The 20,595-nt window shown below is 71.8% G+C and carries 15 protein-coding genes and 1 tRNA gene; 9 read left to right on the top strand and 7 right to left on the bottom strand.

The features are described from left to right. The first annotated feature begins 100 nt into the window (after window positions 1-100). From ABZ642_RS20935 to ABZ642_RS20910, 6 genes are all read left to right on the top strand, one after another. On the top strand, window positions 101-583 hold the full coding sequence (locus ABZ642_RS20935) for a CarD family transcriptional regulator (protein WP_003953493.1): 483 nt from the start codon (window positions 101-103) through the stop codon (window positions 581-583). A gap of 265 nt (window positions 584-848) precedes the next feature. After that, on the top strand, window positions 849-1,601 hold the full coding sequence (gene ispD / locus ABZ642_RS20930) for a 2-C-methyl-D-erythritol 4-phosphate cytidylyltransferase (protein WP_360485852.1): 753 nt from the start codon (window positions 849-851) through the stop codon (window positions 1,599-1,601). Further along, the gene (gene ispF / locus ABZ642_RS20925) at window positions 1,591-2,085 is read left to right on the top strand and encodes a 2-C-methyl-D-erythritol 2,4-cyclodiphosphate synthase (protein ID WP_360485849.1); all 495 of its coding nucleotides are present in this window, start codon (window positions 1,591-1,593) and stop codon (window positions 2,083-2,085) included. Before ispD ends, ispF begins: the two co-directional genes overlap by 11 nt. A 133-nt stretch (window positions 2,086-2,218) precedes the next feature. Then, window positions 2,219-3,616, top strand: a complete 1,398-nt coding sequence (cysS, locus tag ABZ642_RS20920) for a cysteine--tRNA ligase (protein WP_360485846.1) — start codon at window positions 2,219-2,221, stop codon at window positions 3,614-3,616. Window positions 3,617-3,749: 133 nt separating this feature from the next. Beyond that, window positions 3,750-4,691: a 23S rRNA (guanosine(2251)-2'-O)-methyltransferase RlmB gene (rlmB, locus tag ABZ642_RS20915; RefSeq protein ID WP_360485843.1), complete on the top strand. Its 942-nt coding sequence runs from the start codon at window positions 3,750-3,752 to the stop codon at window positions 4,689-4,691. A 173-nt stretch (window positions 4,692-4,864) separates the two neighbouring features. Then, a complete protein-coding gene (locus ABZ642_RS20910; RefSeq protein WP_360485841.1) occupies window positions 4,865-6,562 on the top strand; it encodes a DoxX family protein in 1,698 nt (565 codons plus the stop codon). 120 nt (window positions 6,563-6,682) lie between these two features. On the opposite strand, the gene ABZ642_RS20905 is transcribed toward ABZ642_RS20910, so the two are convergent. The 3 genes from ABZ642_RS20905 to ugpC all read right to left on the bottom strand — a co-directional run bounded on the left by ABZ642_RS20905 (window position 6,683) and on the right by ugpC (window position 9,323). Continuing rightward, a complete protein-coding gene (locus ABZ642_RS20905) occupies window positions 6,683-7,414 on the bottom strand; it encodes a nucleotidyltransferase family protein (RefSeq protein WP_360485838.1) in 732 nt (243 codons plus the stop codon). An 86-nt stretch (window positions 7,415-7,500) separates the two neighbouring features. Continuing rightward, window positions 7,501-7,962, bottom strand: a complete 462-nt coding sequence (locus ABZ642_RS20900) for a hypothetical protein (protein WP_360485835.1) — start codon at window positions 7,960-7,962, stop codon at window positions 7,501-7,503. 224 nt (window positions 7,963-8,186) lie between these two features. Next, entirely contained in the window at window positions 8,187-9,323 is a 1,137-nt protein-coding gene (gene ugpC / locus ABZ642_RS20895; protein ID WP_360485832.1) for a sn-glycerol-3-phosphate ABC transporter ATP-binding protein UgpC, read from the bottom strand. A gap of 219 nt (window positions 9,324-9,542) precedes the next feature. Between ugpC and ABZ642_RS20890 the strand changes: the two genes are divergently transcribed. Then, window positions 9,543-9,616: transfer RNA gene (locus ABZ642_RS20890), tRNA-Thr, on the top strand. Between the two features lie 221 nt (window positions 9,617-9,837). Further along, window positions 9,838-10,650, top strand: coding sequence for a Crp/Fnr family transcriptional regulator (locus tag ABZ642_RS20885; RefSeq protein ID WP_360485829.1), 813 nt, complete (start codon window positions 9,838-9,840; stop codon window positions 10,648-10,650). 190 nt (window positions 10,651-10,840) lie between these two features. On the opposite strand, the gene ABZ642_RS20880 is transcribed toward ABZ642_RS20885, so the two are convergent. The 3 genes from ABZ642_RS20880 to ABZ642_RS20870 form a co-directional block, all read right to left on the bottom strand. Beyond that, window positions 10,841-12,247, bottom strand: a complete 1,407-nt coding sequence (locus tag ABZ642_RS20880; RefSeq protein ID WP_360485826.1) for an FAD-dependent oxidoreductase — start codon at window positions 12,245-12,247, stop codon at window positions 10,841-10,843. A 9-nt stretch (window positions 12,248-12,256) separates the two neighbouring features. After that, entirely contained in the window at window positions 12,257-12,913 is a 657-nt protein-coding gene (locus ABZ642_RS20875; RefSeq protein ID WP_360485823.1) for a rhomboid-like protein, read from the bottom strand. 101 nt (window positions 12,914-13,014) lie between these two features. Continuing rightward, the gene (locus tag ABZ642_RS20870; protein WP_360485820.1) at window positions 13,015-14,529 is read right to left on the bottom strand and encodes an MFS transporter; all 1,515 of its coding nucleotides are present in this window, start codon (window positions 14,527-14,529) and stop codon (window positions 13,015-13,017) included. Window positions 14,530-14,636: 107 nt separating this feature from the next. On the opposite strand from ABZ642_RS20870, the gene ABZ642_RS20865 reads away from it, so the two are divergent. Beyond that, entirely contained in the window at window positions 14,637-15,323 is a 687-nt protein-coding gene (locus ABZ642_RS20865; RefSeq protein WP_360485817.1) for a pentapeptide repeat-containing protein, read from the top strand. Window positions 15,324-15,338: 15 nt separating this feature from the next. On the opposite strand, the gene ABZ642_RS20860 is transcribed toward ABZ642_RS20865, so the two are convergent. Continuing rightward, window positions 15,339-20,396, bottom strand: coding sequence for a hypothetical protein (locus tag ABZ642_RS20860; protein WP_360485813.1), 5,058 nt, complete (start codon window positions 20,394-20,396; stop codon window positions 15,339-15,341). Window positions 20,397-20,595 lie beyond the last annotated feature (199 nt).

The following is a 20,595-nucleotide window of genomic DNA, read 5'->3' as shown; positions in this document are numbered from 1 at the left end:
TGTTGTCAACCCCCGAGATATGCTCTGACCTGCGAAAACGCCATTCAGAACCGCCGGTTTCCGTGTTACCCTGGATAGCCACGGAAGGGGTACCTGTCACATGACGTTCAAGGTTGGCGACACCGTGGTCTATCCCCATCACGGGGCCGCGCTGATCGAGGCTATCGAAACTCGCCAGATCAAAGGCGTGGACAAGACCTACTTGGTGCTGAAGGTCGCCCAGGGTGACCTGACGGTACGTGTGCCAGCGGACAATGCGGAGTTCGTCGGCGTGCGTGATGTGGTCGGTCAGGACGGGCTGGACCGGGTCTTCGAGGTGCTGCGCGCGCCGTACGCCGAGGAGCCCACGAACTGGTCCCGTCGTTACAAGGCAAACCTGGAGAAGCTCGCCTCCGGCGATGTCATCAAGGTCGCGGAAGTCGTGCGTGACCTGTGGCGTCGTGAGCGCGAGCGCGGACTCTCCGCCGGCGAGAAGCGGATGCTCGCCAAGGCCCGCCAGATCCTGGTGAGCGAGCTCGCCCTCGCGGAGAACACGAACGAGGACAAGGCCGAGGCTCTGCTCGACGAGGTCCTCGCGTCCTGACGCCGTCCAGCTCGGCACACCGAAACTCCGCACACTGAAATGCCGCGGTGCCCGATGACACACCTGTCGCCGGGCGCTGCGGCATGTCCGTGCCCGGAACTCGCGCTCTCGGAGCCCCGCCCCGGCGGAAACCCCCGATACTAGGCGTGCCGGGCCCGGGCTGCTGGCTCGACCAGTGTCACGGAAGGGTCCGGTCAAGGCGTCGCGCCCGGCACTTCCCAGGCCATACCCACGCCAGGCCCGCACACAAACCTGACAGGAACCGATGTCTGACGATTCGCGTCCTTCGCGTACGGAACTGCGTACCGCCGCCGTGATTCCCGCCGCCGGCCGGGGCGTACGGCTCGGTCCGGGCGCCCCCAAGGCGCTGCGCACGCTGAACGGCACACCCATGCTCATCCACGCGGTGCGCGCGCTGGCCGCCTCCCGCGCGGTCTCCCTGGTCGTCGTCGTGGCCCCGTCCGACGGCGCGCCCGAGGTCAAGTCACTCCTCGACGCGCACGCGCTGCCCGACCGCACCGACTTCCTCGTCGTCCCGGGCGGCGACTCCCGCCAGGAGTCCGTCAAGCTCGGCCTGGACGCGCTGCCCCCCGACTACGACATCGTCCTCGTCCACGACGCGGCCCGCCCGCTGGTCCCCGTCGACACGGTCGACGCCGTGATCCAGGCGGTCCGCGACGGCGCCCACGCGGTCGTCCCCGCCCTTCCGCTCGCCGACACGGTCAAGGAGGTCGAGCCGGCGACGGTCCAGGGCGACCCCGAGCCGGTCGTCGCCACCCCGCAGCGCGCCCGCCTGCGCGCGGTCCAGACCCCCCAGGGCTTCGACCGGACGACGCTGGTCCGCGCCCACGAGACGGTCACCGACAACGTCACCGACGACGCCAGCATGGTCGAACAACTCGGCGAAAGGGTCGTGGTCGTCCCCGGCCACGAGGAGGCCTTCAAGGTCACCCGCCCCCTCGACCTGGTCCTCGCGGAGGCGGTCCTGGCCCGCAGGAGGCTCAACGATGGCTTCTGAGCCGCCGCTGCTTCCCCGGGTGGGGATCGGCACCGACATCCACGCCTTCGAGGAGGGCCGCGAGCTGTGGTGCGCCGGCCTGAAGTGGGAGGGCGAGGGCCCGGGCCTGGCCGGCCACTCGGACGCGGACGTGGTCGCGCACGCCGCGTGCAACGCGCTGTTCTCGGCGGCGGGCCTGGGCGACCTCGGTCAGCACTTCGGCACGGGGCGCCCGGAGTGGTCGGGCGCGTCGGGCATCACGCTGTTGACCGAGGCGGCCCGGATCGTCCGCGACGCCGGATTCCTGATCGGGAACATCGCTGTACAGGTGGTAGGACCGCGCCCGAAGATCGGCAAGCGCCGCGACGAGGCGGAGAAGATCCTCTCGGCCGCGGCCGGGGCTCCGGTTTCGGTTTCGGGGGCCACAACGGACGGCCTGGGATTTCCGGGCAGAGGAGAAGGGCTCATGGCGGTGGCAACGGCCTTGGTGGTCCAGTCGGCGTGACCGGACCGACCTTCTCTCAGGGGCGCGGGGCGGTATCTCCTGTGCGGCTCCGCCGCGGGGCACGACAAGCCCCAACGCACCCGCACCGGACAACGGTCCCACCCAGTCCCGTCGGCCCACTACCCTAGGTCCCGTGACAATTCGCCTGTACGACACCAACGCCCGGCAGATCCGTGACTTCGCCCCGCTCGCGCCGGGCTGTGTCTCGATCTACCTCTGTGGTGCCACCGTGCAGGCGGCACCGCACATCGGCCATATCCGCTCCGGCCTGAACTTCGACATCATGCGCCGCTGGTTCGAATACCGCGGCTACGCCGTGACGTTCATCCGGAACGTCACGGACATCGACGACAAGATCATCACCAAGTCCGCCGACCAGGGCCGCCCCTGGTGGGCGATCGGCTACGAGAACGAGCGCGCGTTCAACGACGGCTACACCGCGCTCGGCTGCCTCCCGCCGACGTACGAGCCCCGCGCGACCGGGCACGTGCCGGAGATGATCGAGATGATGCGCGGGCTGATCGAGCGCGGGCACGCCTACGAGGCCGACGGCAACGTCTACTTCGACGTGCGCTCCTACCCGGACTACCTCCAGCTCTCCAACCAGGAGCTGGACAACCTCCGCCAGCCGGAGGGCGAGGGCGAGACCGGTAAGCGGGACCAGCGGGACTTCGCGCTGTGGAAGGCCGTGAAGCCGGGCGAGCCCAGCTGGGAGACGCCGTGGGGCCGCGGCCGGCCCGGCTGGCACCTGGAGTGCTCGGCGATGGCCCACAAGTACCTGGGCGAGGCCTTCGACATCCACGGCGGCGGCCTCGACCTGATCTTCCCGCACCACGAGAACGAGATCGCCCAGGCCAAGGCCTACGGCGACGAATTCGCCCAGTACTGGGTGCACAACGCCTGGGTCACCATGAGCGGCGAGAAGATGTCGAAGTCCCTCGGGAACTCGGTCCTCGTCTCCGAGATGGTCAAGGCGTGGCGCCCGATCGTGCTCCGCTACTACCTCGGCACCCCGCACTACCGCTCGATGATCGAGTACAGCGAGGAGTCGCTGCGCGAGGCCGAGGCGGCGTTCGGGCGGATCGAGGGGTTCGTGCAGCGCGTGGTGGAGCTGGCCGGGGGAGCCGTCGAGCCCTCGTCCGAGGTCCCGCCGGCCTTCGCCGAGGCCATGGACGACGACCTGGGCGTCCCGCAGGCACTGGCCGTCGTGCACACCACCGTCCGGCAGGGCAACAGCGCGCTGGCCGCCGACGACAAGGAAGCCGCCGTCGCCCGGCTCGCCGAGGTCCGCGCCATGCTCGGCGTGCTCGGCCTCGACCCGCTCGACGCGCACTGGTCCGGCGGGGCCGAGAAGGGCGAGGACCTGCACGGGGTCGTCGACAGTCTCGTACGACTCGTCCTCGACCAGCGTGAGTCGGCCCGCGGCCGCAAGGACTGGGCGACCGCCGACGCCATCCGTGACCAGCTCAACCAGTCCGGTCTCGCGATCGAGGACAGCCCCCAGGGCCCCCGCTGGACCCTCAAGTCCTGACCACCGGTCAATCAAGATCGACTGTGCCGCCCGGCCCCCCGGGCGGCACACTGCATAAGACGTACGACACCGCATCAGTACGACGCCGAATGAGACGTACGTACGAAACGAAGCTTACGGAGACGGGTAACCCATGGCAGCCAACAACCGCCGCATGTCCGGCAAGAAGGGCGCGCAGATCGGCAGTGGCGGCCAGCGGCGCCGAGGCCTGGAGGGCAAGGGTCCGACCCCGCCCGCCGAGATGCGCAAGGGACACAAGAAGAACCGCGTCGCCAACGCCAAGACGAAGCAGACGGTACGCCGTCCCACGCCGCGCGGCCGGGGCGGCAAGGGCACCTCCGAGCTGGTCGTCGGCCGCAACCCGGTCGTCGAGGCGCTGCGCGAGGGCGTTCCCGCGTCCACCCTCTACGTCCAGCAGTTCATCGACAACGACGAGCGCGTCCGCGAGGCCCTCCAGCTCGCCGCCGAGCGCGGTGGCATCAACCTCATGGAGGCGCCACGCCCCGAGCTGGACCGTATGACGAACGGCCTGAACCACCAGGGCCTGGTACTCCAGGTCCCGCCGTACGAGTACGCGCACCCCGAGGACCTGGCGGAGGCCGCGTACGACGGGGGCGAGGACCCGCTGATCGTCGCCCTGGACGGGGTCACCGACCCGCGCAACCTCGGCGCGGTCGTCCGCTCCGTCTCCGCCTTCGGCGGCCACGGCGTGGTCGTGCCCGAGCGGCGCGCGGCCGGTATGACGGCGGGCGCCTGGAAGACGTCGGCCGGTGCGGCGGCCCGCACGCCGGTGGCCCGTGCCACGAACCTCACCCGGGCCCTGGAGGCGTACAAGAAGGCCGGCATCGTGATCGTCGGCCTGGCGGCCGACGGCGAGCACGCGATCGGCGACCTGGAGGCGCTCTCCGGTCCCGTCGTCATCGTCGTGGGCAGCGAGGGCAAGGGCCTGTCCCGGCTGGTCGGCGAGACCTGCGACTACCGGGTGCGGATCCCGATGCCGGGCGGCGCCGAGTCGCTCAACGCCGGTGTGGCGGCCGGGATCGTCCTGTACGAGGCGGCCCGGCGGCGGGGCTGACCGTGCGGTAAGGGGTGTTCCGGCGGCGGTACGGGATGGCGTGCCGCCGGGGGCGAACAGACGTCCGCGGCCTCACCTGTGCGGGGTAATTCCGGCGTCCTGCACATCCTTGACGGGGTCCGGACACTTCGGGGCGGTCAAAGCAGTGTCCTAACTCCACGTCACTCGGTTAGATGAGTGTGGACACCAGAACACCCCGCACACCCACGGGGGACCGCTCGCCGGGATTCCGCTCCGGATTCACTTCCGGGCCCGACGACGCTCCCGCGCTGAGCATGGTGAAGGTGCCGAGCGATCCGGCGCAGGTCATCGTCAACCACGCGAGTTTCCGCGTGCAGTTGGGCGTATCGACACGGCGTGCCCAATCTCCCCGGGTCGCACGGCACCTGAGCGCCACCGAGGACACCGCGCGCATCCCGGTCGCCGGCACGGCGGGCAGAGCGGGGGCGGCGACCGGCCGCCGCCGCCCGGTCGTGTGGAGCGGCAAGTCCGCGCCCGACGACACCGGAGCCCACCGGCTGCTCCAGGCCGTTCGCGGCGGCAGCGTCCGGTACGCCGAGGAGCCCGTCGAACCGGCCGGCGCGACCCAGGTCATCCCGCGCGTCGACGACGGCTACGCCCATCTCGATCAGACCGTCGAGACCCCGATGGTCGGCCATCCGCGCTCCCCGGTCTCGGGCGAGACCCGGCTGCTGCCGCCCATGCGGTCAGCGGGCAGCGCCTACGACGAACCGGGTTACGGCGGACCGGCCTACGGCGAGCAGACCTACGACGAGCAGGCCTACGGCGAACGGGCCTACGCCGACGACGAGTTCGAGGACTTCGAGGAGCCGCCGTCGACCAGGCGGCACGGCGACGACCCGTCCCGGCACGCCTACTACCCCGGCCGCCGGATGAACCTGGGCGTGGTCCTGCTCCCGCTGCGGATCTTCCTCGGCTTCATCTCCATCTACGCCGGCATGGGCAAGCTGTGCGACCCCGTCTACTTCGACGGCGGCAAACGCGGCTCCATGGTCACCTGGCTCAACACGCTGCATCCCTGGGACGTCGCCGAGCCGCTGCGCCAGTTCGCCCTCCAGCATCCGGTCGGCTCCGGCCTGGTCATCGCCTTCTTCCAGGTGATCGTCGGCGTGCTGACCGTCCTCGGCTGCTGGCAGCGGGTGGCCGCGGTCGTCGGCGCCCTGCTCTCCGCCGCGCTCATCGTCACCGTCAGCTGGAAGACCGTCCCGGCGTACGACGCCCCCGACATCATCTATCTCGCCGCCTGGTCGCCGCTGATCATCGCCGGCGCCCCCGTCTACTCCGTCGACGGCCGCCTCGCGGGCAGCGCCTGGCGACGCCTGGGCCCGCACTCCGACATCTGGGACCTGCGTGCCTTCGTGCTCCGCCGCGGCGCCCTGGTCACGGCCGTCACCATCGGTCTCACCCTCCTTGTCGGCTCCCTGCTGGGCGGCGCGGTCCGCGACTCCAGCCGCGTGGTGGTCCCCGGCCCCGGTGAGGCCCCCCGCAACAACCTCCCGGGCTCCCCGATGCCGGGCGAGTCGGCCAAGCACGACGCGAAGACCCCGTCGGCCCCCACGTCCCCCTCCGGGGGCGCCACGGCGAGCCCTTCGCACGCGGCGACCACTCCGGGCGCCGACCACACCACGAGCGGCGCCACCACCACGACCCCCAGCCAGACCCAGGGCACCACGGGCCAGGCCCCGCCGCATCACACCGCGCCCGCACCGACGACCGCGGGCCCCACGTCCGGCGGCAGCACCTCGGGCGGCACGTCCCCGACGGGCGGCACGGGCACCGGCACCGGAAGCTCCGGCGGCGGCTCGACGTCCACGGGTCAGCCGGGCCTGGTGGGCGGCCTGCTGGGCTAGTACGGCCGCTAGTACGGCCACTTCACGGCCATGGGCCCCACGCCTTGCGGCGTGGGGCCCATGGCCGTTAGAAGAAGAAAGAAGGAGGGCACGGGGCCTCAGCGCGCCCCGAACCGGCCGTCACCGCCCCAGCGCCGCCAGTTCCTTCGCCGCCTCCGTCAGGTCCTTCGCGGTGTCGATCGCCCGCCAGTACGCCCCCTGCGGAATCGGGAACCCGGCCAGCCGCCGGCTCCGCGCAAGGTGCGGGAACGTCGTCCGCTCGTGGTCCCCCCGCTCCGGAAGCATCTCGGCGAACTCCGGCGAGAAGACGTACACACCCGCGTTGATCTCGAACGTCGACGGCGGTGCCTCGATGAAGTCCGTGATGTGCCCGAAGCCGTCCGTCTGCACCGCGCCCCAGGGGATCCGCGGCCGGGCGAGCGCGAGCGTCGCCACCGCGTCCCGCTCCGTGTGGAAGTCGGCCATGTCGCGCAGCGAGAACCGCGTCCAGATGTCGCCGTTCGTGGCGTACCAGGGCCGGTCGCTGTGCGGCAGACGCGCGGCGGCGTACTTGAGGCCGCCGCCCCGGCCCAGCGGCTCGCTCTCCACCACGGTCGTGACGGAGAGGGGCAGGTCGGCCGAGTCCAGCCACTTCTGCAGGACGTCCGCGAGGTGGCCGCAGGAGATCACCACGTCGGTGACGCCCTCCTCGGCGAGCCAGGTCAGCTGGTGGCCGATGATCGGCGTACCCGTACCCGGGATCTCGACCATCGGCTTGGGCCGGTTGTCGGTGTACGGGCGAAGCCGTGAGCCCTGGCCACCGGCCAGGACCACGGCTTGAGTGGGGCGCAACGCGGCGTTCGGATGGGTCATGCCCCGAACTGTACGACGCGCCCCCGGGTCGGCTTCCCGCCGCGGGGCGGCCCTTGGGAACCCCTTACCTGCTTACCGAACGGTGTTCAGCTGTGTGCCGCCAGCACGCCGGAGGCGAAGGACGTGTCACAGACCGGGCGGGCGTACGACTGGGCGCGCGAGGCGCCGTAGATGCGCACCGCGGCCCGGCCCAGCGCACGCGCGATGGACGAGCAGTGCTGGGCCAGCGACGGGTGGCCGTTGACCGCCTGCTGGAGGTGGGTGAGGACCTGGCCCGGGTTCTTGTCCTGGAGCTCGGTCATCAACTGGTCGCGCAGGACGTCCTGGGGGGCCCGCGAGACGGCCTTGGAGGAGACGTCGGCGTCGGTCACGTCGGTCGCGGTGAGCACCGAGTTCCGCGGGCTTCCCGTCCAGTTGACGCGGGTGACGGCGAGGGTCCCGGAGAGCACCAGGACGACGGGCAGGACGAGGGCGAGAGTGCGGCCGATCCGGCGGGCAGGGCCGCCCCGATGGCCGCGTCGCGTCTGAGGGGTGGTGGAGTGCTTCACGCGTGTGAGGGTAGCGTGCGGTAATGATTTGGCGACATTTAGTCACCGGTTCGGGGGATGGAGAAGCGCCCTGTTTCGGGTACGGGGTTGACGTACACGGCTCGAAAACCACCTGCTTGCCGGGGTAAATCGGGACAACGAAAAGGGCCCCGCGGCAGGTCGCGGGGCCCTCGTCGTCAACCTGGGCAAGTTCACCCTGGTCAGAGGTTTCTCTGCTTGATCGGTCAGTCGGAGAGACGCTCGCCCGTGGAGGTCGAGAACACGTGGGTCTCGCCCGGCCGCGGCACGACGTGCAGCGTGGCGCCCTTCTCCGGGACCGCGCGGCCGCTGACGCGGACGACCAGGTCCTTGAGGTCGTCGCCGACCTTGGCGCTGCCGTAGACGTAGCCGTCGGCGCCGAGCTCCTCGACGACGTTCACGGAGACCGCGAGACCCGCCGGGGCGTCCTCGGAGTCCTTGGTGAGGGAGGCCGCGGCCTCGCCGTTGTGCTCGACGATGTCGAAGTGCTCGGGGCGGACGCCGACGGTGACCGTGCGGTCGCCCTTGTCGGCGGCGGCCTGGAGCGCCTCACGGTTGACCGGGACCACGCTGTTGCCGAACTTCACGCCGCCGTCGGTGATCGGGACCTCGACCAGGTTCATGGCGGGGGAGCCGATGAAGCCGGCGACGAAGAGGTTGGCCGGGCGGTCGTACATGTTGCGCGGCGAGTCGACCTGCTGGAGCAGACCGTCCTTGAGCACGGCGACCCGGTCGCCCATCGTCATGGCCTCGACCTGGTCGTGGGTGACGTAGACCGTGGTGATGCCGAGGCGGCGCTGGAGGGACGCGATCTGCGTACGGGTCGAGACACGGAGCTTGGCGTCGAGGTTCGACAGCGGCTCGTCCATGAGGAAGACCTGCGGCTCACGCACGATGGCGCGGCCCATCGCGACACGCTGGCGCTGACCGCCGGAGAGCGCCTTCGGCTTGCGGTCCAGGTACTCGGTGAGGTCGAGGATCTTCGCGGCCTCCTCGACCTTCTGCCGGATCTCCGCCTTGTTGACGCCGGCGATCTTGAGCGCGAAGCCCATGTTGTCGGCGACCGTCATGTGCGGGTAGAGGGCGTAGTTCTGGAACACCATGGCGATGTCCCGGTCCTTGGGCGGCAGGTGCGTGACGTCGCGGTCGCCGATGCGGATGGCGCCGGCGTTGACGTCCTCGAGCCCCGCGAGCATCCGGAGCGAGGTGGACTTGCCGCAACCGGACGGGCCGACCAGGACGAGGAACTCTCCGTCCTCGATCGCGATCTCGAGTCCGTCTACGGCGGGCTTGATGGAACCCGGGTAGATCCGGGTCGCCTTGTCGAACGTGACAGTGGCCATGGCTCAGAGGCCCCCTTCTACCGGCAGGAACGTGCCGGACGATCCGTTGTAGGAAGGTGGTGGTGTAGTCCACGAGAGTGAACTGGCTCAGGACGGTACCTGGCGTTCACCCCGTATGTCAGTACCTGGAGCCCTGTGAACTTCGCGGAAATTTTCGACGGGCACCAGCTGGGAGCTGGGTACACTGCACTGGCACGTGGGCTCTACGCCCGCGCGCAGGCCTCCTTAGCTCAGCCGGCCAGAGCAACGCACTTGTAATGCGTAGGTCGTCGGTTCGAATCCGACAGGGGGCTCCGCAGCAGGCACCGCCCGGTGGGCGGGTGACACATGTCGGCCCCCGCGATCCATGATCGCGGGGGCCGACATGTGCCGTGGGCGAGGTCGGGGTTCCTCCGGGGCACCACCCCCATGGGAACCCCGACAAGCTGTCGCTGGACCGACCAAGGCGCAACGTCAGCTCCACTGAATGTAACGGCCCAACCCGGAGATCCATTCCCTAGCGCTGGGGAATGTCGTGTCCTACCCGCGGGCCGCGCTGCAGCCCATGGTGCTGGGCAGCTCCGTGTATTCCTTCGACGAGGAGACGGGCCGGGTGGGGCACGGCCTGTCCGGTCCACGCGCGCTGCGCGCCCTCATCGACCTCAATCCGTTTCTGGCCGAGTTGTCCCGCACCACCCGGCACGAGTTCGCCGGCGGCCTGGCGACCCGGTCGAGCAGCCGGAACGCCCAGTTACGGGGCTCCGTGGGCGCGGTGGTCCACATCGTGCTGTCGGGCTGTGTGTACGAGGAGTCGTCGTACGGCGAGGACACGACGGTGCGGATCCACGGCACCGGTGCCGTGCTCGGCGTCGCGGAGGTCTTCAACCCCGAGCTGCACGCGCCCACGGCGCGCTGCCTCAACACCACGCTCTCGCTGGCGGTTCCGCTGGCCCGCATGCGCACCATGGCCGAGCACAACGGGCGTATCGCCTCCGCCCTGGGCAAGGTGCTGGCGGACCAACTCGCCGCGGGAGAGCGCGTCTACGGCCGTCGCACCCTGCTCCCCGAGCAACGGCTCGCCGGTCTCTTCGTGTACCTCCTGGACAAATGCGCGGTCCCCTGCGTGAGATACGGCCGGATGGTCGAGGGGCCGTCGCAGAGCGACCTCGCGGACGCCCTCTCGGTCAGCCGGGCCACCGTCGAGAGCGCGCTCAAGGTGCTGCGGGACCGCGAACTCGTGACCACCGGGTACCGCCAGTACCGGTTTCCGGACGAGCGGGAACTGGCCTCGTTCGGGAGGGTCAGGACCCCGTCCCAGACGGTCACGGGGTCGGTGGAGGGTCGCTGACCGACGTTCCTGCCATTTTTTCCGGGCGGGCGCTGATCGATAATTGACTCGGCATCGAGATAACCGCTCATGTAAATGGACTTAATCGAGTCCGACACCGCCTCGGGATATCCCCGAACTGGAAAAAGTTCAGTTCGGGGGGATTTCGAGGCGGCCGTGACTTCCGGCACCCGATTCTCGACACACTGGGTCAGTGCCGTCCCGCCACCCGGTCCGCGATGCGGGCCAGGCGGGACGACTCGGTGCTCGGACGGAGTCGTTCGCGCTGGTCGGCGGTGCGGTAGGTGGCGTACATGCCCTGTACGCCGAGCCAGCGGAAGGGCTCCGGCTCCCACTTGCGGACCTTGTGGTTCACCCACGGCAGCTCCGTCAGTTCGGTGCGGCCGGCCTGGCCGGAGTCGAGCTGGACGAGGTCCCGCAGCGTCCGTCCCGCGAGGTTGGTGGTGGCGACACCGGAGCCGACGTATCCGCCCGCCCAGCCGAGCCCCGTGGAGCGGTCGAGGGTGACGGTCGCGCACCAGTCGCGCGGGACTCCGAGCACCCCGGACCAGGCGTGCTCGATGCCCACCCCCGCGAGCGCGGGAAAGAACCGCACCAGGATCTCGCGGAGGGCCTCGATGGTCGCCTCCTGCGTCCGGCCGTCGTTGTCCGTCCGCGACCCGAAGCGGTACGGCACCCCGCGCCCGCCGAGCGCGATCCGCCCGTCGGCCGTGCGCTGGGCGTACATGTAGGCGTGCGCCATGTCGCCGAGGGTCTCCAGCCCCCGCCATCCCACCGACGCCCACTGCTCCTCGGTCAGCGGCTCGGTGGCGATCATCGAGGAGTTCATCGGCAGCCAGGTGCGTTTCTGCCCCTTGAGGTTCGCGGTGAAGCCCTCGGTGCAGCGCAGGACGTAAGGGGCGCGGACCGTGCCGTAGGGCGTGACGGCGTGCCGGGGCCGGATCTCGGTGACGGGGGTGGACTCGTGGATCCGTACCCCCAGCGCCTCCACGGCGGCCACCAGCCCCTTCACCAGCTTCACCGGGTGCAGCCGGGCCCCGTGCGGGGTCCAGGTCGAGCCGACCGCGTCGGCGACGCGGATCCGCTCCCGGGTCTGTCCGGCGCCGTACAGCTCGCGGTCCTGCTCGCCGTACGACAGCTCGTGCTCGTGGAAGGCCCTGAGCCGGGCCAGCTGGGCCGGGGTGGTGGCCACCTCCAGCACCCCGCCCTTGTGCAGATCGGCGTCGATGCCCTCGGCCGCGGCGACCGCCACCACCTCGTCGACGGTCTGGTTCATGGCCCGCTGCAGCCGTACGGCGGCCTCGTGGCCGTGCAGCGCGGCGTACCGGTCGCGGCCGGCGATGCCGTTGTAGAGCCAGCCGCCGTTGCGGCCGGAGGCGCCGTACCCGCAGAACTTCTGTTCCAGCACGGTGATCCGGAGGAAGGGGGCGGCCTTCTTCAGGTAGTACGCGGTCCACAGTCCGGTGTACCCGCCACCCACGACGACCACGTCCGCGGTGGCGTCACCGTCGAGCGGCTCCCGCACCGCCGGGAGACCGTCGTTCGCGTACCAGAAGGAGACGCCGCCGTTGACGACACTGCTAGCCGAGCTGCTCATGGGCGGACGTTAACCGTTGAGGGTGGCCAGTGTCTCCTTCGGATTCCATGCTTTTCCGCGGCCTCTGACCAGCGGATAGCAGGCGAGACCGATCAGTGTGGCGACGAAGTGGCCGAGGTCGGTGAAGGTGGGCGACTCGGTCAGCGGCAGGCCGTAGACGAGCAGGACGACCGCGACGTACGGATACCGCCAGGGCGTCGCGATCCGGTACGCGAGCACCGCGATCACCCCGGCCAGCGCGTAACTCACCCCGATGTCGAGGGTGTTGACCGCGGAGTGCGGGGCGATGCCGTCGTGGATGCCCTTCAGCAGCGCACCCTCGCTGATCAGCGTGGCCAGCACGTGCGCGGCCACGCACACCAGCAGCCAGCGGGCGGTACCGAGCCAGCGTTCCGCGGGTGCGTGGAAAACGCTGTAGAGGAAGGCGAACGGCACCCAGTGGCCGCCGTCGATCCACATCGCGCTGGCGACCAGCACCCGCACCGGGTTGTCCGACAGCTCGCGGAGGTTGGTGGACCGCTGCCGCAGGAACTGCTGCTCGAACTCCGGTGACATGTGGTGCAGCGCGACGGTCGTCACGAAGAGAATCGCCAGCCAGACGTACGTGCCGGGGGCGCTGCGGACGTACGCCCACGCCTGGCCGCCGAGACCCCGGAAAATTCGCATGAGGCGATTCATGCACGGTCGCGACGTCGTGCGGGTGATTGACATTCCGGCGGGCCGATCGCACGGGCCGCCCGCCGACCGCTCACCCGCCCGCCGACCGCTCACCTGACCGGTTCCGCCACCGGGGCCGGCGTCGCGGCGTCCTGCTTCGGGGGCTTCGCTGTCACCAGCAGGGCCGCGGACAGGCCGGCCAGGAGCATGATGCCGGTCGCCCACCAGATGGCGGTCGTGTAGCCGTGTACGACGGATTCCGGGACCACGGCGGCCCGCTGGGCCGGGCTGTGCAGGTGGGCGGCGAGGTAGGCCGCGCTGCTGCTGGTGGCGATCGTGTTGAGCAGGGCCGTACCGATGGACCCGCCGACCTGCTGCGAGGTGTTGACGGTGGCCGAGGTGACCCCGGAGTCGTGCGGGGCCACGCCCGCCGTCGCGGTGGCGAAGACCGGCATGAAGGTCAGGCCCATGCCGAGGCCTATCAGCACCAGGGCGGGCAGGATCTCGGTGGGGTAGGAGGAGCTGACCGTCATCCGGGTCAGGAGCAGCAGACCGCACGCGGCCAGCAGCATCCCGGGGACCATGAGCAGGCGCGGCGCCACCCGGTACAGCAGGCGCGCGGATATCTGGGTGGAGCCGGTGATGATCGCCAGGGTCAGCGGGAGGAAGCCGAGGCCCGCCCGGACCGGGGAGTAGCCGAGGACGACCTGGAGGTAGTAGGTCAGGAAGAGGAACAGTCCGAACAGGGCGATGGTGGCGAGCGCCATCGTCAGGAAGCAGCCCGCGCGGTTGCGGTCCCTGACGATGTGCGGGGGCAGGAGGGGGCTCGGGGCACGGTTCTGCCACCAGACGAACCCGGCGATCAGGACGACCCCGGCCGCGAACGGGCCGAGGACCAGCGGGTCGACCCAGCCGCGCGGCTCGGCCTCGCTGAAGCCGTAGACGATCGCCACCAGTCCGCCGCAGCCCAGCAGCGCGCCGGGTACGTCGAGCCGGGCGCCGGTGTGGCCCGGACGGTCGCGCAGCAGCGCGGAGGCGCCGAAGACGGCGAGGACGGCGATGGGCACGTTGACGTACAGGCACCAGCGCCAGTTCAGGTACTCGGTGAGCAGCCCGCCGACGACGAACCCGATGGCCGAGCCGCTGCCCGCGAGGGCGCCGTAGACGCCGAAGGCCTTGCCGCGCTCCCGGGGGTCGGTGAAGGTCGTCGTCAGCAGGCTCAGCGCGGAGGGCGCGAGGACGGCGGCGAAGACGCCCTGGAGGGCGCGGGCGCCGAAGAGCATTCCCGGGGTCTGCGCGGCGCCGCCGAACGCGGAGGCGACGGCGAAGCCGGCCAGCCCGACGACGAAGGTGCGTTTGCGGCCGACCAGGTCGGCGATCCGGCCGCCGAGCAGGAGCAGTCCGCCGAAGGCGAGGGTGTAGGCGGTGATCACCCACTGGCGGTTGCCGTCGGACATGCCGAGGGCGCGCTGTGCGGAGGGGAGCGCGATGTTCACGATCGTCGCGTCCAGGACGACCATGAGCTGGGCGAGCGCGATGATCACCAGGCCCCACCAGCGGTGGGGGTCGGCCGCGTCCCTGCCGGGGCTCGTGCCGGGCGTTTCACCCGTTCGGGCGCTGCTCATTCGGAAAGAAGACCATGAATCCGGATGTATCGCATCCCGGGGTGTGTCCAGGCCGGGCCGGTCCGGGCGCGCCCTCCGTTGTCGGTGGCGCCCGGCAAGATGGGGGCATGGCGAGGACAGCGGCCGGTGGGCCCGGCGGTGGCAAGGTGAAGGGCGCGCGGCGGCCGGAGGTACGGCTGCCCGAGCTGGAACCCTGGGGCGGCGGTGAGCTGGAGCCGGACGGGGACTACGACGGGCTGGAGTTCCGGGAGCTGGACTTCGTCGGGCAGGACGGCGCGGGCGCCCGGTTCATGGACTGCGCGCTGACGGGCTGCGCCTTCGACGAGACGGGGCTGCGCCACGCCCGTCTGCTGGACACGGTCCTCACGGGGCCGAGAGGCGTCGGCACCGACCTCGCCGACGCGACCCTGCGCGATGTGGAGCTGGTCGACGCCCGCCTGGGCGGTACCCAGCTGCACGGTTCCGTCCTGGAGCGCGTGGTGATCCGCGGCGGCAAGATCGACTACCTGAATCTGCGCACGGCCAGGCTCAGAGACGTGGTCTTCGAGGGCTGCGTCCTGGTGGAACCGGACTTCGGCGACGCCGTCCTGGAGCGGGTGGAGTTCGTCGACTGCACCCTCAAGGAGGCCGACTTCACGGGGGTGACGATGAAGGACGTCGACCTGCGGGGCGCCGCGTCCCTGGAGGTCGCCAGGGGAGTGGAGCGACTGGCCGGGGCGGTGATCAGCATGTCCCAACTGCTGGATCTGGCCCCGGTGCTGGCCGTGCAGCTGGGGATCCGCGTGGAGGGATGAGGCCGGCCGCCGCGGTCAGTCCGTGGGTGTGGCCGCGGCCGCCTTCCGCAGGCCCAGGTGGTCGTCCGGGTCCTGGAGCCGGTCCTGCTGGGTCGCCAGCATGCGGCGGACCACCGGTTCCGGCATGCGGATCACCACCGGCCGGGGCAGCGTCAGCTCCCGCACGGCGGTGCCGGCACGGCCGGGGCGCACCCGGTTGCTCACCCTGGCCACCACCCGCACGTCCAACGTGAACTGCACCAGGACCGACGCGGACTTGGGCTTGTGCAGCGGCATCGAACCCGACGCGTTCACCGCCGCGTCGGCCGCGCCGCCGCTGCCACCGGCGTTGCCCAGCAGCTGGTTGAGGCGGAACTCGTCGGCGTTGAGCAGTCCGGCGCCCACCAGGCCGCGGGCCGATCTGCCGTGGTCGGCGGAGCTCAGGCCGTCCGTCTGGGTGGGCCGGGGCGCGTCCAGGTGGCTCTGCCCCACCGTCTCGAAGGTCATCTTGTCGCCGACGCCCAGCACCCGCCCGTCCCGCAGCCGCGCGTGCAGGGACGCCCGCAGGTCCTGGCCCGCCGCTCCGGTGGCGTACACCGGCGGCAGCTCCGCCCCGGCGGAGGTCAGCAGCGGCAGCGCCGCGATCAGCCACTCGGTGGAGACCGCCTCGTTCAGGGTGTACGCGGCGGCCTGGCCCTTGGACCGGAAGCGGTCGCCACCGCCCGCCTCCCGGACCGCGGAGCCGACCAGCTCCCGTATCTGCGGGGCGCCTTGGAAGCCGTTCACCTGCGCCTCCATCGGCAGTCGCACGCCTCCGGAGCGCCAGGCGCCGAGCGCGGCCGGGCGCTCGCCGCGCGGGCCGGGAGCGGGCGCCACCGGCTGGTGGCGCGGCGCGCTCAGCCGGCCGAGGGCGGCCAGGTCCTTCTCCAGGACGCGGTGGGTCAGCGCCTGGCGGCCCAGGGAGACCAGCGCCACCCGGCGGTCGCCGCGGTGCAGTTCGAGGGTCGCCTCGATCGGCACCCGCATCTTCGACGACTTCGCGGTCTTCGCCTCCGCGACCGTCTTCATGCCGAGCTGGCCGCGGCCCGCCGTACCGGAACGCCGCGAGCCGCCCGAGCCGGCGCCGAGCCCCGCCGCACCGCCCATGCTCTTCAGCTGCCCGACGCCGCCGTCCGGTCTGCCGGAGCCGGCGAGGATCCCCTCCACGCCGGTCGCCACGCCCTCGTCGTGGGAGGTGGCCTGCTGGGCGGCGGCCGCGGTGATGTACTCCAGGTCCCGGCCGTCGTCCGCCGCACCGTCGTAACCGCCGTCGCCCAGGCGGTTGACCTTGAACACCGCCCAGTAGGGGGTCTTGCGGCCGTCGAACAGCTCGACGGTGACCCCGCCGTCCATGGCGCCGGAGAGCAGCCCGGCGCTGCCGTCGCGGTCCAGGACGCGCAGCAGCCGTTGCACGTTGTCGTTGCGGTCGGCCAGCTGCCGCCGGGGCAGGAGGTCGTCGGCCAGGCTCTGCTGTCCGCTCTCCGTGAGCCGGGTACGCAGCCGGGCCAGCAGCGGCACGAAGTTCGGCAGGTTCTCGATCATGCCGAAGCCGAGGGGCAGCGCGCGGTCGAAGGACGGGCCGGTGGTGCGCGGCGGCGCGGACGTGGAGGAGCCGGCCGTGTCCGTCGTCCCTGTGGCGCGGGTCCCTTCGCGGGCCTCGCGCTCGGCGCCCGCGCGGGAACTCTCCGCCGGTCGTCGCTCCTGCCGGGTGGACGGCGGTGTCGTCATCGGCGCCGGTTCGGCGTCGAGCCTCAGCTGTCTGCGGATCGATGCCGGCAGCTGCGCCTCCGTCAGCCACACCGCCGCCTCGGCCGGCAGGGTGCGGGCGGCCGTCGCCACGTAGGGGCCGCCGCCGGTCACCTTGACCTCGGCGACCATGGTGACGAGCAGGTCGCACCGGACCAGATAGAGCGGCGCCTTCTTCGGGGTGTGGGCGTTGCGCTCGACCGTGCCGGACAGTGCCGCGGACCGGGCGTCGCCCTCGCCGGTGGTGCGGCTCCCGGACAGGCCCTGGCCCAGGCGCCACTCGGGGCCGTTCTCCGAGCCGGTGGCGCCGACCTGCCAGGTGCTGGTGGTGCTCCGCCCCTCCTGGCCGGCGGCCTGGTGACCGCCGAGCACGAAGGTCTCCGTGCCGGGACCGGCGCCCCGGTGCAGGAACTTCGGGTTGGCCAGGGTGAGCCGGGTGCCCACGGCCCCGTTCAGCGCGGCGAGCCGTCGCGGATGGCGCAGGTTCTTCACCACCCACCCGGAGGACGCGGCCTGCCGCAGCGCCGCCGTGATGGCCTGCGGCCCGAACCGCTCCTCGATCGCCAGCCGCGGCGCCAGCCCCTCGGCCCGCAGCGCGGGATCCTCGCGGACGCCCTTGTTGCCGGCGGCGGCCCGGGACAGCAGCTGGAAGGCGAGGTCCCGGACGGCCTGTCCGTCGCCGACCGTCTCCACCAGCTGCCAGTCCCGCAGCGCCTGTCCGGTGGACGGCCGGGGCACGAGCGTGGCCAGGTCGCCGATGCCCTCGGCGGTGACGGCGTGGTCGGGCCGGGGGGCCTGCGCCCGCCGCCGGTCGCGCACCGCGTCCTGCCGCTGCCTGCCCTCCTCGTCGAGGGTGAACTCCGTCGGGGTGACCAGCCGTACGTCCTGCTCGTCCAGATGCAGTCCGCCCAGCTGTTTCGACTCGGGCGCGTCCCGGCCCGGGGAGCCGGGGGTGAGGGCGCGGCCCAGCTTGCGCTGCCGGGAGGTCATGGTGACGTCGACGTCCAGGCGCAGGGCCGCCCCGAAGGTGCTGGCCTTCTCGGAGCCGTTGGTGAGGACGTCCGTGCGGGTGGTGGGGCCGGCCTGGTTGCGGCGGGTGCCGGCGCGGTGCCTCTCGTAGCGGGCCGAGCCGGTCAGCATGCCGGGGACGATCCTGGCCTGCCCGAGCACGAGACCGCCGATCGAGCGTGAACTGCCGCGTCCGCTCTGCGCGTTGTTGGTGACACCGGAGTGGCTGCGCACCAGCCAGTCGTCGGTGTCGCCGAGGTAGCCGGTCTCGCGGAGCTGCCCCCGGACGCGGAGCTGCACGTCGTGCGCGTGCAGCGTGGTCTTGCGGCGCAGCCGCACCCGGATGCCGGTCGTGGTCAGCTGGTCCTTGTTGACCCGCAGGTTGGTCTCGGACAGGGCGGCCATCAGCTCGCGGTGGTTGCGCCGCTGGAGAGCGGCCTCCTCCTTGTTCGGTGTCGAAGCCACCGCGTCCGTACCGAAGGCGGGCAGGTAGCCGGCCAGCCGGGGGTCGGTCGCGAACAGCTCCTGTACGGCCCGGACCATGGGGCCGGTGTCGAGCCGGCTGAGGGTGACGCTGGAGCCCATGGCGCCGAACGGGAGATGCCGCTCGACGTCGACCTCGTTGCCGTTCTCGTCGGTCCGTCTGGGCTTCTCGATGAACTCCTTGGCCTCGGTGCCGGGCGGCAACGGCAGCCCGAGCGACTGCGCCTCGTCGGCCCGCAGGCTCATCCACACCCGCATCGAGTGGTGGGCGACCCGGGTGCCGGGCCGCAGGATGTTCCCGGCCGAGCGCGGGCCGGTGCCCTCCGCGGTGAACCGGACGGTCGCGAGGTAGAGCACCTTGTCGCCGCGCACCTCCGCGCCCTGGCGGCTGGACACGGTCTGTTCGGCCACCGTGAACCGCGCCTTGCGGGCCGCCGCGACCGGCATGGCCGTGGCTCGCACGACGGCGGCGTTGCCGGCCGCCCCGACGCCGATGGCCGGGCCCAGGCCGCCCATGACGGCCCGCCCCTTGCCCGCGCTCTCGGTGACCGTGTGCTGGGTCTGCTGATGGGTGCGCAGCTGGGTCCCGCCGGTGCCCCAGGCGGGTGACATGCCGGTGATCTCGGCGTGCAGGCGGTAGCTGCCGACGCTGCCGCCGTCCTTGGACGCCAGGTCCTCGCCGGTGACGCCGTCACGCAGCAGCCGGGGCATGTCCTCCAGGACGGTCGCCGTCGAGGTCGCCTCGTGGAGCCGGGCGCGGCCGGGTGCGCCGGGCGCGGTGAGCGAGGGGTGCAGGACGCCGGCGACCGTGTCGAAGAGCCCGCCGCCGCCCTGGTGCGGGGCCGCGCTGTCGGTCACCGCGACCGGGGCCATGGAGTCGGCGAGCGAGACCCGCCGGGCGGTGTCCGCCTGGAGGGGCCCCGGAGCGGCGGGCGCCGCGGTACCGGCCGGGACGAGGTGCTCGGTGGGCACGCGCTGGGTGAGGGTGCCCGAGCCGTGGAAGGTCTGCGCGTGCTGTGCCGCGTGCGGGGCGCCCTGCTTCTTGATCCGTACGCCGTACCGCACCTTGCGCGGTGCCTCCACCGAGCCCTTCTCGCTGCGCAGGACCCGCGGTTCGGCCACGTTGCGCTGGCTGCGGGACTCCCGTGAGGACTGCCAGGGCTGCGCGTTGGCCAGGCCGGCGCCGCCCAGCCACAGCCCCGGTACGACGGGCGCGAGCCCGAAGGCCATGCCGCCCAGGCCCTTGCTCGACCCGCCGCTCGCGGTGGCCGCGACGGTGGTGGCGGTGTTGTGCTGGACGTCGACCTTGGTGTCCTTGCCCTCGGCCTCGTCGATCGCGGCGAGCGGCGCTCCGTCCGGGTCCGGCACGGTGTTCGCGAGCAGGTCCGCGGGATGGAAGACCGGCGGCCGGTCGTCGGGGGCGCGGGAGACGGTGACGGTGACGTCGAACCACTCCTTGCCGGTCCTGCCCGGCACGGCGAAGGCGCGGCCCTGCCCGTAGAACGACTCGGGGCGCCCGGCGAGCTCGGCGGCGATGTCGGCGACCGTGCCGTCGCCGTGCCCGACCACGGCGGCCACCGCGTTCCGTACGAACTCGTGCCCGGTCAGCCCGTACGCCGTGGACAGCCCGGCGGCCTGGAAGTCCATCAGGTACGGCGGCAGCACCAGCCCCGACTCGGTGCGTTCCTCCTCGACGGTGGCCACCGGCGCCACCGGCCGGCTGCGTACCGCCGACGGCCGCAGGACGCCCTTCCCCTTCGCGTCCCGCAGCGCCTGCGTGGTGGCCGCGTTCCCCGCTTTCCCCTGGAGGGCGAGCATCGCGTGTTCCGTGGGTCCGACAGACGTGGTGGGCCCGGCAGGCACGGTCGAGCCGAGGGGCTTGGCGGTGACCGGTACCGGTGCCGGGGGAGAGGCGTTTTTTCCGCTGTCGCCTGCCTGTCGCTGCGTCCGCACGGAGTCAACGTAAAGGCGGCCGGGTCGGGCGGAACGCCTTCCGCCTCACTTGTCATTCCCGCCT

The organism is Streptomyces sp. NPDC007157 (assembly GCF_040634235.1).
Classification (GTDB): domain Bacteria; phylum Actinomycetota; class Actinomycetes; order Streptomycetales; family Streptomycetaceae; genus Streptomyces.
This window is presented reverse-complemented; position numbering and strand designations above follow the sequence as displayed.

Coding starts and splice junctions, on each gene's coding strand:
- ABZ642_RS20935 (WP_003953493.1), top strand. CDS start 101: ATGACGTTCAAGGTTGGCGACACCGTGGTCTATCCCCATCACGGGGCC.
- ispD (WP_360485852.1), top strand. CDS start 849: ATGTCTGACGATTCGCGTCCTTCGCGTACGGAACTGCGTACCGCCGCC.
- ispF (WP_360485849.1), top strand. CDS start 1,591: ATGGCTTCTGAGCCGCCGCTGCTTCCCCGGGTGGGGATCGGCACCGAC.
- rlmB (WP_360485843.1), top strand. CDS start 3,750: ATGGCAGCCAACAACCGCCGCATGTCCGGCAAGAAGGGCGCGCAGATC.
- ABZ642_RS20910 (WP_360485841.1), top strand. CDS start 4,865: ATGAGTGTGGACACCAGAACACCCCGCACACCCACGGGGGACCGCTCG.
- ABZ642_RS20905 (WP_360485838.1), bottom strand. CDS start 7,414: ATGACCCATCCGAACGCCGCGTTGCGCCCCACTCAAGCCGTGGTCCTG.
- ugpC (WP_360485832.1), bottom strand. CDS start 9,323: ATGGCCACTGTCACGTTCGACAAGGCGACCCGGATCTACCCGGGTTCC.
- ABZ642_RS20880 (WP_360485826.1), bottom strand. CDS start 12,247: ATGAGCAGCTCGGCTAGCAGTGTCGTCAACGGCGGCGTCTCCTTCTGG.
- ABZ642_RS20875 (WP_360485823.1), bottom strand. CDS start 12,913: ATGCGAATTTTCCGGGGTCTCGGCGGCCAGGCGTGGGCGTACGTCCGC.
- ABZ642_RS20870 (WP_360485820.1), bottom strand. CDS start 14,529: ATGAGCAGCGCCCGAACGGGTGAAACGCCCGGCACGAGCCCCGGCAGG.
- ABZ642_RS20865 (WP_360485817.1), top strand. CDS start 14,637: ATGGCGAGGACAGCGGCCGGTGGGCCCGGCGGTGGCAAGGTGAAGGGC.
- ABZ642_RS20860 (WP_360485813.1), bottom strand. CDS start 20,396: ATGCTCGCCCTCCAGGGGAAAGCGGGGAACGCGGCCACCACGCAGGCG.